This window comes from Sphingomonas degradans, assembly GCF_053502645.1.
Genome location: NZ_CP177172.1, coordinates 4,425,747 through 4,438,931 on the forward strand (window position 1 = coordinate 4,425,747; position 13,185 = coordinate 4,438,931).

Below are 13,185 nucleotides of genomic sequence, written 5' to 3' on the forward strand. Positions count from 1 at the left end.
CCAGATATTTGATAAGAGGGTAAAGACCAATATAAACCAGCGTGAAACCGTTGCCCGACAGGGCGCGTTGCGATAGCGTCGGCGGATTCACATAACGGGGGCGCAGGGGCAGCGTCTGGGGGAATTGATGTCGTTTTCGGACCAGGTCGGGCGTTTTCGCGAAGACAATCCCTCCCCGCTATATTTGCAGCTTCAGCAGCTCATTCGCGACGGCATCTCGGGCAATATCCTGAACCAGGGCGACGCGATCCCGCCCGAGCGCGATCTGGCGACCGAATATGACGTGTCGCGCATCACCGTGCGCAAGGCGATCGGCGGGCTGGTCGAGGAAGGGCTGCTCACGCGCCGCCGGGGTGCCGGCACCTTCGTCGCGGGCCGCGTCGAAAAGAGCTTTTCCAAGCTGTCGTCCTTTACCGAGGACATGGCAGCGCGCGGGCGCAAGGCCAGCAGCAGCTGGATCTCGCGCGCGCCGGGGCAAGTGAACCCCGAAGAGGCGATGATGCTGGGCCTGTCGCCGGGGGCGCCCGTGCTGCGCTTCGCGCGCGTCCGCTATGCCGATGACGAGCCGATGGCGCTCGAATTCTCGACCATCGCCGGATACTGCCTGCCCTCGGTCGATGCAGTCGAGGATTCGCTGTACGGCGCGCTCGACAAGGTCGGCAATCGCCCGGTGCGCGCGCTCCAGCGGCTGCGCGCGGTCCCCTTTGGCAGCGAACATGCCCGGTTGCTCGGCGTCGATCCGGGCCATGCCGGGCTGTTGATCGAGCGCCGCGCCTTCCTGCGCGACGGGCGCGCCGCCGAAGTGACGCGGTCCTATTATCGCGGCGACGCCTATGATTTCGTCGCCGAGCTGAGCGACATCTAACCCATTCTTGAAGAACCGGCCGCAGCGCGCGGCCCCGTGCCCGGAGTATCGCCATGGATCGTCGCCAACTGCTTCAGGGGGGCGTCGGCGTCGGCGCATTGCTGGCCGCGCCGGCGGTTCCGGCGGCACCGGCGCGACGCGAGGCGGCGGGGGACGGGTTTCCGATGCCCGCCCCGACCCGGACCCTGCCCGCGCGCCTGCCCGAGACCGATCCGTCGCGCACGCTGCTGGAACTGGGCTGGCGGTTCCACGAGGGCGAAGTGCCGATGCCCGAGCCGCAGGGGCACCACGATACCTATCTGAGCGTCAAGGCCGGCAACGCACGCGGCGCGGCGGCGATGCTGTATGACGACAGCGACTGGGCGCAGGTGCGCCTGCCCCATGACTGGGCGGCGGCGCAGCCCTTTGTCGAAAGCGCGAACGTGTCGCAGGGCTATCGCCCGCGCGGGATCGGCTGGTATCGCCGCACGCTGACGCTCGACCCGGCGGACCGGGGCAAGACGATCGAGCTGCATTTCGATGGCATCGCCACCAACGCGACGATCTGGATCAACGGCAGCATCGTCGCGCACAACTGGTCGGGCTATAACAGCGTCCATGTCGACCTGACGCCGTTTGCCCGCTTTGGCGAGGATGCCAATGTGATCGCGATCCGCGTCGATGCTGATGCCAAGGAAGGCTGGTGGTACGAAGGCGCGGGGCTGTATCGCCACGCCTGGCTGATCCGCCGCGCGCCCGTGGCGATCATCAGCGACGGCGTACACTGTGACCCCCGGATCGGGTCGGACGGGCAGTGGCGCGTGCCGGTGACCGCGACGCTGGCCAATATCGAGCGCGCAGCCGTGGCCGTGACCGTTGAGGCGACGCTGGTCGATCCGCAGGGGCGCGTGGTTGCCCGGGCAAGCGCCGACGTGTCGGTGCCGGTACTGGGCCGCGCCGATGCGGCGATGGTGCTGGACGCGGGCACGCCCGAACGCTGGTCGGTCGAGCGGCCGACGCTGTACACGGTGCGAACGCGCGTGCTGCGCGGCGGCGCCGAGACCGATCGGCGCGATGTCGCCATCGGTTTCCGCACGGTGCGGTTCGATGCCGACAAGGGGCTGTTCGTCAACGATGCTCCGGTGAAGCTCAAGGGCGTGTGCCTGCACCAGGACCATGCCGGGGTCGGCGTTGCCGTGCCCGACGCGCTGCTCGCGTGGCGGCTGGAGCGGCTGAAGGCGATGGGGTGCAACGCGATCCGCATGTCGCACAATGCGCCTACGGCGGAACTGCTCGACTGGTGCGACCGGATGGGCTTCCTCGTCATGGACGAGAACCGCCATTTCAACCCCGCGCCCGACTATCTCGCCCAGCTGGAATGGCTGGTGCGGCGCGATCGCAACCACGCAAGCGTGATCCTGTGGTCCGTCTTCAACGAAGAACCGATGCAGGGTACCGAGGCGGGGGTGGAGATGGTGCGGCGCATGTCCGCCGCCGTCCATCGGCTGGACGACAGCCGCCCGGTCACGGCGGCGATGAACGGATCGTTCTATAATCCGGTCAACGTCTCCACCGTAGTCGATGTGATGGGGTTCAACTATTACCAGGCCGATTACGACAAGTTCCACCGGCTGAACCCGACCAAGCCGATCACCAGTTCGGAGGATACCAGCGCGTATGAGACGCGCGGCGCCTTTGCGACCGATTCGGCGGGGCATGTCATCACGTCGTACGATACCGAAGCCGCGAGCTGGGGCGGCACCCACCGCGATACGTGGAAGACGATTGCCGAGCGCCCGTTCGTGGCGGGCGGGTTCGTGTGGACCGGGTTCGACTATCATGGCGAGCCGACGCCGCATGACTGGCCGACCATCTCGAGCTTTTTCGGCATCCTCGACCTGTGCGGCTTTCCCAAGACCGCGTTCGACATCCACGGCGCGCACTGGATCGATGACCGCGCAGTGGTGGCCATCGCGCCGCACTGGACCTGGCCCGGGCGCGAGGGGCAGCCGATCAAGGTCTTTGTCAGCAGCAATGCCGAGACGGTCCAGCTGCGGCTGAACGGTCGGGACCTGGGGGTGCAGAAGGTCGACCGGATCATGGGCAATGAATGGAGCGTGCCCTATGCCCCGGGCCGGATCGAGGCAGTGGCGATGCGCGGCGGCAAGGTGGTCGCGACTGCGCTGCATGAAACGGCGGGCGCGCCGGTGGCGCTGCGGCTCACGCCGGCACGCACGGTGATGGCGGGCGACGACGAGGATGTGCAGGCGATCACGATCGCCGCCGTCGATGCGCGCGGGCGGCATGTGCCAACGGCGAACCTGATGACGCGCTTTACGGTGGAGGGCGCTGCGCTGCTCGGGGTCGGCAATGGTGATCCCAATTGCCACGAGCCCGAACAGTTCGCAGGGCCTGCGGGCTCGCGATCCTTGTTCAACGGGCTGGCGCAGATGATCGTCCAGGCAGCGGCGGGGCGGGGGCGAATCACGATCCGTGCCAGCGCCGATGGGCTCAAGCCGGCGACGCTGCTGCTCGATCGCGCCGATGTGGCGCCACGCGCGCAAGTGGGCGTGACGCCGCAGCGGATGGTCGTCACCGACTGGCGGCGCTCGATGCGGCTGGATGCGCGGCCTGCGCCGACGCTGGCGCCGGCGGATGGCGACAATAACAGCTGGGATTTCGTGCGCAGCGGCACGCCCACGCCGGCGGACAGCGCGAGTGGCTGGCGCGTCTATCGCACGCGCGTGACGCCGTGGAAGCGGATCGCGGCACAGGGCGGGACGATCCGGTTCGATTCGGTCGGCGGACGCGCCGAGCTGTGGGTCGATGGCGTGAAGCTGGCGGACAAGACGGGCGCAACGCCCGGCCCGATCACCGCCGCGCTGCCGGCGGGCGGCGGTCCGCGCACGATCGTCCTGCTGGTCGAGGCCGATGCCGGCACGCCGTCCGGCCTGTTGGGGCGCGTTGCGATCGACGCCGACTAGGCGCGCCGTCCCCGGGGGCGGCGGCGTTACTCCGCGAGCAGCCCCTGCGCCGCGCCGGGGGCGAGCAACAGGTGCAGTACGCCGTCCGAGGGCCGCGCAATCGAGCGGACGCCCAGCGCCGCCAGCGCCGGTTCCGCCGCCTGTGCCGCGTCGTGCAGCGCCACGCGCAGCCGCGCGCCGTGCAGGCTCGCGTCGCGGACATTCGCCGCGCCGCCAAGTGCGGCGAGCGTGGCGGCGTTGAGTGCGATGGCGGGCTCGGGTGCAGCAGCCGCCGCCGGGGCAAGCGCGCCGCCGCCCAGCGCCAGCGCGTCGCGGATCTCGACTGCGACCGAATCGGCGATCGGGCCCAGCACCACCTGGAGCGCATGGGCAGACGGGCGGATCACCCCGCGCGCGCCCAATGCCTTGAGCGCGGCCTCGTCCACCTGCGCCTGGTCGGCGACCATCAGGCGCAGGCGCGTGGTGCAGGCGCTGACGCTCGTCAGGTTCTCCGCCCCGCCCAGCGCGCGGGCGAACGCCGCGCCGCGCGGTCCTGCCGTGGTCTCGGCAGCAGCGGGCGCCGCCACCGGCTCCCGGCCCGGCGTCTGGAGGTTGAAGCGGCGGATCGCGAAGCTGAAGATCGCGTAATAGAGCAGGAAATAGACGATGCCGACCGGCAGCAGCAGCAGCGGCCGCGTCGATTTGCCGAAGTTCAGGATGTAATCCAGCAGCCCCGCCGAAAAGCCGAAGCCCAGCTTCACGCCCAGCACGTCCATCACCACCATCGCAATGCCGGTCAGCACCGCATGCACCGCATAGAGCGCGGGGGCGAGGAACATGAAGCTGAACTCGATGGGCTCGGTCACGCCGGTGAGCGCCGAAGTGAGCGCGAGGCTGAACAACATGCCGCCCACGGCCTTGCGTCGCTCGGGCAGGGCAGTCCGGTACATCGCGAGGCACGCGGCGGGCAGGCCGAACATCATCACCGGGAAGAACCCGGCCATGAATCCGCCTGCCGTCGGATCGCCTGCGAAGAAGCGCCGCAGGTCGCCCGCCGTGCCGTGATAATCGCCCTGGACGAACCAGAACACGTTGTTGAGGATATGGTGGAGCCCGGTCACCAGCAGCAGCCGGTTGAGCAGCCCGAACGCGAACAGCCCGAACGCGCCCAGGCTGGCGATGCCATGGCCCAGCGCGTCGATCCCGGCGCTCAGATGCGCAAAGCCGACGCCGATGATTGCGGCAAAGCCGACGCCCACCACGCCGCTGACGATCGGCACGAAGCGCCGCCCGCCGAAGAAGGCGAGATATTCGGGCAGCTTGATCGCCGAGAAGCGGTTGTAGAACACGCCCCCGACCAGCCCCGACAGGATGCCGACGGGCACGTCCAGCCGCGAAATCGCCTTGGCCTTCCACGCGGCGACCACGGCGTCGAGCGCGGGCCCGGTCAGTCCGGCACCGACATCGGCGGGAACCGTCAGCAGCACCTTTGCCGCCTCGGTCGTCACGAGGAAGCAGACGATGCCGGCAAGGCACGCGGCGCCGTTGCCGTCGCGGGCATAGCCGGTCGCGACGCCGATCGCGAACAACAGCCCCAGATGCGAGAACAGCGCATCGCCCGCCGCGCTGAGGAACGCGATGTCGAGCAGGTCGGGCTGGCCCAGCCGCAGCAGCAGCCCCGCCACCGGCAGCACCGCGATCGGCAGCATCAGGGCGCGGCCCAGCGGCTGGAGCGTCTCCAGGATCGACTTCATGCAGTGAACTCCCGGGCAAGCGTGCGGACGTCGGCGGCAGTGGCACAGGCCAGTGCGGCGGCGGCATGGGCGCGGACGGTATCGAGCGAGAGGCCCGACACCAGCGCCTTGATCTCGGGCACCATCGCGGCAGTGGCCGACAATTCGGTGACGCCCAGGCCGAGCAGGATCGGCACGGCCAGCGGATCGGAGGCCAGACCGCCGCACACACCCGTCCAGCGTCCTTGCGACGCGGCACCCCGGCACGTCTCGGCGATCAGCCGCAGCACTGCGGGGTGCAGGCCATCGATCGCGCCCGCCACGGCGGGGTTTCCGCGATCCATCGCCAGCGCGTATTGGGTGAGATCGTTGGTGCCGATCGACAGGAAATCGGCCTCTGCGGCGAGCAGGTCCGCCGTCACGGCGGCGGCCGGGGTCTCGACCATCACGCCCAGCTCGACGCGCTCGGTGATGCCCATCTCCGCCTGGATGCGGTCCAGCGCGGCGCGGACGCGGCGCAGTTCATCCACGCTGGCGATCATCGGCACCATGATGCGGCACTGACCGACCGGCTGGACGCGCAGGATCGCGCGCAGCTGCGCATCGAGCAGGTCCGGGTGGGCAAAGCCGACGCGGATGCCGCGCAGGCCCAGCGCCGGATTCTCCTCCGGCGCGATCGGCAGATAGGGCGCGGGCTTGTCGCCACCCACGTCGAGCAGCCGCACGATCAGCGGGCGCCCGGCCAGCGTATCGGCGATCGCCTGATATTCGGCGGCCTGTTCGTCCACGTCGGGCGCGGTATCGCGTTCGAGGAACAGGAATTCGGTGCGCAGCAGCCCCGATCCCTCGGCGCCGTTCGCCATCGCCAGCTCGGCATCGGTGCGCGAGCCGAGATTGGCGAACACTTCGATCCGCGTGCCGTCGGCCATGTGGCACGGCTGGGCGGCGGCGGCGTGCGCGGCGGCGCGGCGCGCGGCGCGCTCGGCGACTGCGGCCTGCGCCGTGCCAAGCTGGTCGGCGTTGGGTGCGATGCGCAGATGCCCGGCGCCCGCGTCGAGGATCAGCGTCGTGCCGTCCTCGATCCCGCGCAGCTCGGTGCCCATCGCCACCAGCGCGGGCAGGCCCATGCTGGCCGCCAGGATGGCGACGTGCGAGGTCGGTCCGCCACGCTCGATACACAGGCCAATGACAGTGGTGGTGTCCAGCGCCATCAGGTGCGAGGGCAGCAGGTCCTCGGCGATCAGGATGGTGTCCGCCGGGAAGACCAGCGGCGCATCCTCGATCCCCTCGATCACCGCGAGCAACCGGCGTTCGAGGTCGCGCATGTCGTCGGCGCGCTCGGCCAGATGCGCGTCGCCCGAGGCGCGCAGTGCGTCCGCTTGCGGTCGGATCGCCTCGCGCCAGGCATGGCCCGCGCTGGCGCCTGCGCGGATCGCCTGCGCGGCGGCGTCGACCAGTCCGCTATCGTCGAGCATCGCGCGATGTGCCTCCAGGATCGCGCGCTGCGGCCCCGTGGCGTGGCGCGCTTCCGCCGCGAAGCGGGCGTCGAGCGTGCGGCGGGCATCGTCCAGCCGCGCCTGCTCCTCGGCCACGCCCTTGCCGACGGGATCGACGGTGATTTCGGGCAGGCGGAACGCGCGGGCCTGGCCCACGGCAAGACCGGGGGCCGCCGTGACGCCGGGCAGCGCGCCGTCGACCGGCGCCGCCGTGCGGACGGGGGCCGGCGCGGGGGCGGGGGCCGGGGCGTGACCCTTTTCCCCCATCCCGCTTTCGATCAGCGCGATCACGGTATCCACCGCCTGTTGCGCCTGCGCGCCCTGCGCTGCAACGGTGATCGTGTCGCCAAAGCCGATGCCGAGCGTCATCAGCCCCACCGGGCTGCGCACCCCGGCGCTGCGATCACCCTTGGCCAGCATGACCTCTGCGTCCAGCGCGGCGACTGCCTCACGGATGCGGGCCGCCGGGCGGGCATGGATGCCGTGCGCCATCGGGACGGAAACCTGCCGCTCGACGCGCGGGCCGGTGGCGGTGCTGGCGGTCGTGGCGGCAGCGACGGGCGTGAGCGTGAAGATCGCGTCGCCGATCGCGACCGGACCATCGGCGCGGGTGCGGGCCAGCGCATAGCCTTCGCTTGCGAGCAGCACGATCGGCGTCACCACGGCAGGGGCGCCGCAAACGATCGAATCGAGATCGAACCGGATCAGCGGATCGCCGCGCCGCACATTATCGCCCAGCGCGACACAGGGTGCGAATCCCTCGCCGCCCAAGGCGACGGTATCCAGCCCGATATGGATCAAGATTTCCGCACCCTCTGCGGCGCGGATCGTGATCGCGTGCCCGCTCGGCTGGAGTGCCGTGACTTCGCCGTCGCAGGGGGCGTGCAGGCAATCGCCCGTTGGGTCGATCGCAATGCCGTCGCCCAGCATCCGCTGGGCGAATACGGGATCGGGCACTTCGTCCAGCGCCGAAAGCCATCCGGCTAGCGGGGCGGCGATGGGAATGCCCGCCTGCGCGCCGGCGGCGACGGACGCCCCGGCAGTGTCGTCGATCGGCGGGGTCGGCGGTAACGTGCTCAGGGCGTGTCTCCCGGGAGAGAAATCAGGCAGTGCGGGCGCCGGCGATCCAGGTGCCCGCCGGATGGAGATCCTGGGTCAGCTGGACCCAATCGGCAACCAGGCCGGGCGCCAGCGCACCGCGCTCGCCCTCCAGGCCCAGGAAAGCGGCGGGGCTGGTCGCGGCCATCGCGGCGGCGGTCTGCGGCGTGACGCCGATCCGCGCCACGGCGTTGCGGAACGCGCCCGCCATGTCGAGCGCGGAGCCGGCTAGCGTGCCGTCCTCGCCGACGCAGCGACCACCCTCAACCAGGATGCGCTGGCCGTGCAGCATCATTTCCGACATGTCGGCGCCGACGCACGGCATCGCATCGGTGACGAGCAGGAAGCGATGGTGCGGCCGCGCGCGCAGCGCGATTCGCAGCGGCGCGTCATGGACGTGGAAGCCATCGACGATCAACCCGCAATAGACGCTCTGGTCCTCCAGCGCGGCACCGACGACGCCGGGCGCGCGGTGGAGCAACGGCGACATCGCGTTGAACAGGTGGGTGACGCCGGTCATCCCCGCCGCGATCGCCGCCGTGGCGGTCTCGTACTCGGCGTTGCTGTGGCCGATGCTCAGGATCACGCCCGCGTCGTGCAGCCGGCGGATATCGTCGAGCGACGCCATTTCGGGCGCCAGCGTGAGCATCACCTTGCCCCGGCGGGGGCGCGTGAGCAGCGGCATCAGCGCATCGTCGAGCCGGCGGAACTTGTCGGCGTCGTGGATGCCCTTGCGCGCGGTGTTGAGCACCGGCCCCTCGATGTGCACGCCGACGCAGCCGGGAACCCCCGCCTCGATCGCGGCATCCGCGGCATCGAGCGCGCGCTCGACCACGTCCGGCACGTCGCTGATGAGCGTGGGCAGGAACGCCGTGGTGCCGAACGGGGCATGCGCGCGACCGATCGCGGCGATGCCCTCTACGGTCGGCGCGTCGTTGAACAACACGCCGCCGCCGCCATTGACCTGGGTGTCGATGAAGCCGGGGACGATCCACCCGCCCTGGAGGTCGATGGTCTCTGTGGCGCCCGTATCGCCGATGGCGGCGATCCGGCCGGCATCGATTTCGATCGTCGCGCTATCCAGGGTTCCGGCGGCAGTAACGATATGACCGTTGACGAAACGAACCCGGCTCATCGCGTCTCGGTCACCTTCTTGAGGTACAGCGGGCGATCGGGATCGTGGCCGCGCCCCAGCGACAGCGCGTTGGCCATCAGATAGAAGCTCTGGACCATCAGGATCGGTTCGATCGCGGGATGATCGGCGAGCGCGGGCAGCGAGCCCGCGCCGCGCGCGTCGGCCAGGCACACCGGCGCGCCGCGCTCGGCAAAGTCCGCCGCCGCTTCGCGCACGCTGTCGCCGGCGGTGTCGGAGGTCGCGAAGCCGAGCACGGGAAAGCCCTCACCCACGATCGCCATCGGGCCGTGGCGTACTTCCGCCGCGCTGAACGCCTCGGCATGGAGGCCGCAGGTTTCCTTGAACTTGAGCGCCGCTTCCTGGGCGATGCCGAAGCTGTAGCCGCGACCGATCACGAACAGGTTGGTCGCGCCGTGCAGCGTCTCGACGGCGCTGCTCCAGTCGAGCGCCTGGGCCTGCTCCAGCCGTTCGGGCAACCGCACCAGCGCCGCGCCCAGCGCATCGTCCGATGCCCATTCGGCGACCAGCGCGACGAACGCGGCGAGCGAGGCGATATAGGATTTGGTGGCGGCGACCGAACGTTCCGGCCCGGCCTTGAGCCCGACGCAGGTGTCGGCAAGCGCGGCGAGCGGCGAGTCCTCGTCATTGACGAACGCCAGCACATGCGCGCCCGAATCCTGGTGCGCGCGCGCAGTGGCGAGCAGATCGGGGCTGCGGCCGCTCTGCGAAATCGCGATGAACAGCGACGGCGCGGCGGAGACCGGCGCCGCGAAGATCGACGCGACCGAGGGGGCGGCGGAGGCGACCGGGATGCCGATCATCGTCTCGATCAGATATTTGCCATAGCTGGCGGCATGGTCCGAAGAGCCGCGCGCACAGGTGACGATCCGCGCCGGGGGCGATGCGCGCAGCGTGCGTGCCAGCGCCATCAGCGCCGGGCCGCTGCTGTCGATCAGCCGCCGCACTGCGGCTGCGGCCTCTTTCGCCTCGGATTCCATCAGCGTCGTGCCGGTCGCGCGCGCCGCGTCGAATTCAACCCCCATCGTGCCCACTCTATCCTTCGCAAGAAAGAGCGGGATAAGTCACATATTGGTATTGTTCAAGGTACTACGACACCGTCGAGCAACTTCCTTAGCGCGGCGACCTTTGCCGCATCCGTTTCCATGCGCGGGCCGCTCTGGAATCCGAAACGAACTTCCTGTGCACCGGGTTGGGCGGCGGGGGAGCGGCACGAGGCATGCGCCTCGCGCACGCCGGTGGCGAGGATCGCGGGGAGCGTCGCGGTGTCGATCCCGCTGCCCGGCAGGATGCCGATGCGGTCGCCCGCCCGGCGCACCAGCGCGGCGAGCATGTCGAGCGCATCGATCGCGCGCGGCTGCCCGCCCGACGTGAGCACGCGGTCGAATCCGAGCGTGACCGCGATGTCGAGCGCGGCGGGAAGATCGGGGCACAGATCGAACGCGCGGTGCAGCGTGAGCGACAGCGGCGCCCCCCGCCGCGCACCTTCGGCACGGGCATGCGCGATCCACTGCGCCAGCAGCGCGGCGTCGAGCGTGCCATCGGGCGCGCTGGCACCGATCACGACACCCGCAAGCCCGGCTTCGGCGGCGGCGGTGATGTCCGCCGCGACCAGCGCGGAATCGGCGGCGCCATAGCGGAAATCGCCGTCGCGCGGGCGCGCGAGCAAATGGACCGGAATCGGCGCGCCTGCCGCCTGGCGAATCAGCGACAGCGGCGGGGTCAGCCCCCCCACGGCGAGCGCGGCGCACAGCTCGATCCGGTCGGCGCCTCCCTGCACGGCGGCGTCGATCCCGGCGGCGCTATCGACGCAGACTTCGAGCATGCAGTGGTTCCTTCCGGGCGTGGGGCAATGGCGGCGCAGGTGGCGCAGGATGCGCGCGTCCGCAAGCCCCGGTGTCAGCCTGCCGCTGCGACCGCGCCCCGAAGATCGGCGACGAAGGCGGCGAATTCCTCCTCCGCCTGCGCCTTGTCGGGCAGGCGCAGCAAATAGCTGGGGTGGATGGTGACCCAGCCCAGCCCGCCCTCGGCGAGTTCGATTGCGTGGCCGCGTGCGCGACCGATCGTCACGGCCTTTCCCAGCATCTGCCGCGCCGCCGTGGCACCCAGCGCCAGCGTCATCGCCGGGCGGACCAGCATCCGTTCCTGTTCGTACCACCATCGGCACGCGGCGATCTCGCCCGCGTCGGGGCGGGCATGGATGCGCCGCTTGCCGCGCGGCTCGAACTTGAAATGCTTGACCGCATTGGTGACGTAGAGCCCCGCGCGATCGATCCCGGCGGCGGCGAGCGCGCGGTCGAACACCTGCCCCGCCGGGCCGACAAAGGGATGGCCGGCCAGATCCTCCTGGTCGCCGGGCTGTTCGCCGACGATCATGATTCGCGCATCGACGGGCCCTTCGCCGAACACGGTCTGCGTCGCGCCCTGATGAAGCGGGCAACGGGTGCAGGCCGCCGCCTCGTCGCGGAGCGCGGCAAGAGCGGCGTCGCGATTTCCGCCGGACTGGTCGCGCGCGCGCGTCACCATCGCCGTCTCCCGTTGCCGTGCGCCGGCCACCAGTTCCCTGACCAACGCGGTTTCCGGCATGTTGTGCCAGTATTTGCGGGGCATTTCCTTGAGCATTGCGCCCGTCTTGAGCCGCGCGGGATTGAAGGTGGAGGCGTAATAAGTCTTCCACATTTCCTCGACCGGATCGCCGTCGGGCGCCTGGCTCCGCGTGGCGGCGGGCCCCTCGGTCAGTGTCTCGCCGTCCCAGTGGAGCGCCAGTTCAGGGGTGAGGATCGACCAGCGCATCGATGCGAAGCGATTGACGAAGAATCGCGCATTGGCGCGGACGATGTGATGTTCGGGCTCGAACCACGCGACGTAGCGGATGTCGTTCCCGTCGGCGACTTCGCGAAAGCGCAGGAAGGCGCGCATCTTGTGGATGTCGCGGCGCACCGCCTTGGCCATTTCCTCGAGCCGGCGGACCAGCGGGTCGGCATGGTCGTCGATCCGGCGCGGCTGCTCGATCAGCCCGGTGAGCAGCGTGTAGAGCAGCGCGAACCGTTGCGGATCGGCGTGGAGGATCGCCGTCTGGGCAAGATCGACGAACGCGCGCGGCACCGTGAATGGCGCGCCGGAGGGGGCAAGCGGCGTCGTATTGCCGAACAGGTCGGCGCGCGCTTCCCCCACCTGCCAGACGATGTCGGCGGGCGGCACGCGCGCTTGGGCCAGTGCCCTTGCGGCATCGCGCCACCCGTCGAAATCATCCTCGTCCGCCAGCGCTACGCGCCGCATCGCCGGCCTCGTTTGGCGTAGCGCCCGCCACCCGCCCCACCTCCCCACCTGACCACCATAGCCTGATGGTATCCTTGGTGGTCGGGTGGGGAGGTGGGGCGGGTGGTCTGCGTCGCGGGCACCGCGACTTCACAATCAGTCCCGGTCGTCGCCGGGGGCATGGTCTTCGGCACGCGCCAGCTCGCGCGGCTTGCGCTGCTCGAATATCGTGGCGAGGCGCGCGGTTTCGGCATCGCTCAGCCCTTCGGCGGCGGCGGGGAACATGTCTTCCTCCTCCTCCTCGATATGGTGTTCGTAGCGGTGGCGCATCTCGGCGAATTTCGCGTCCCATTCGTCCGAGCCGAACGACAGGTCGAGCAGCTCGCCCAGATAATCATCGACTTCCTTGTGCTCGGACACCGAATGGCGCGCATCCTCACGCAGATCGGGCTTGCCGAGCATCATCGCGTAGAGCGATTCCTCTTCGGCGGCGGCATGCGCCTGCAGCTCCAGGCGCAGCGTCTCGAACGCCTCGCGGCGCGGCTCGCCGGTGCCGGGATGGTCGCCGACGCGCTTGAGCAGCGCGCGCTGGCGGTCGTGATCGGCTTTCAGATCCTCGAAAATACGTGCGTCGGCCATG

At 70.0% G+C, this 13,185-nt stretch carries 9 protein-coding genes; 2 read left to right on the forward strand and 7 right to left on the reverse strand.

Annotated features, from left to right (window positions below; all coding sequences use genetic code 11):
- Window positions 1-127 precede the first annotated feature (127 nt).
- Together ACG3SL_RS20305 and galA are read left to right on the forward strand one after the other, a co-directional pair.
- Entirely contained in the window at window positions 128-865 is a 738-nt protein-coding gene (locus ACG3SL_RS20305; RefSeq protein WP_448662953.1) for a GntR family transcriptional regulator, read from the forward strand.
- A 53-nt stretch (window positions 866-918) separates the two neighbouring features.
- Window positions 919-3,828 carry a beta-galactosidase GalA gene (gene galA, locus ACG3SL_RS20310; RefSeq protein WP_448662954.1) on the forward strand — a complete coding sequence of 970 codons (2,910 nt, stop codon included), beginning with the start codon at window positions 919-921 and terminating at the stop codon, window positions 3,826-3,828.
- Window positions 3,829-3,854: 26 nt separating this feature from the next.
- Here the strand turns inward: galA and nagE are convergent, their stop codons facing one another.
- From nagE to ACG3SL_RS20345, 7 genes are all read right to left on the reverse strand, one after another.
- Window positions 3,855-5,561, reverse strand: a complete 1,707-nt coding sequence (nagE, locus tag ACG3SL_RS20315) for an N-acetylglucosamine-specific PTS transporter subunit IIBC (protein WP_448662955.1) — start codon at window positions 5,559-5,561, stop codon at window positions 3,855-3,857.
- Window positions 5,558-8,041, reverse strand: coding sequence for a phosphoenolpyruvate--protein phosphotransferase (gene ptsP / locus ACG3SL_RS20320; protein WP_448665187.1), 2,484 nt, complete (start codon window positions 8,039-8,041; stop codon window positions 5,558-5,560). Before ptsP ends, nagE begins: the two co-directional genes overlap by 4 nt.
- A gap of 97 nt (window positions 8,042-8,138) precedes the next feature.
- The gene (gene nagA, locus ACG3SL_RS20325) at window positions 8,139-9,269 is read right to left on the reverse strand and encodes an N-acetylglucosamine-6-phosphate deacetylase (RefSeq protein WP_448662956.1); all 1,131 of its coding nucleotides are present in this window, start codon (window positions 9,267-9,269) and stop codon (window positions 8,139-8,141) included.
- Complete coding sequence (locus tag ACG3SL_RS20330; RefSeq protein WP_448662957.1) at window positions 9,266-10,312, reverse strand: SIS domain-containing protein; 1,047 nt, start codon at window positions 10,310-10,312, stop codon at window positions 9,266-9,268. Before ACG3SL_RS20330 ends, nagA begins: the two co-directional genes overlap by 4 nt.
- Before the next feature lie 56 nt (window positions 10,313-10,368).
- Window positions 10,369-11,112, reverse strand: coding sequence for a copper homeostasis protein CutC (locus tag ACG3SL_RS20335; RefSeq protein ID WP_448662958.1), 744 nt, complete (start codon window positions 11,110-11,112; stop codon window positions 10,369-10,371).
- 74 nt (window positions 11,113-11,186) lie between these two features.
- On the reverse strand, window positions 11,187-12,566 hold the full coding sequence (locus ACG3SL_RS20340; RefSeq protein WP_448662959.1) for a UdgX family uracil-DNA binding protein: 1,380 nt from the start codon (window positions 12,564-12,566) through the stop codon (window positions 11,187-11,189).
- Window positions 12,567-12,701: 135 nt separating this feature from the next.
- Window positions 12,702-13,184 (reverse strand): hemerythrin domain-containing protein, encoded by a 483-nt coding sequence (locus tag ACG3SL_RS20345; protein WP_448662960.1) that lies wholly within the window; start codon window positions 13,182-13,184, stop codon window positions 12,702-12,704.
- Window position 13,185 lies beyond the last annotated feature (1 nt).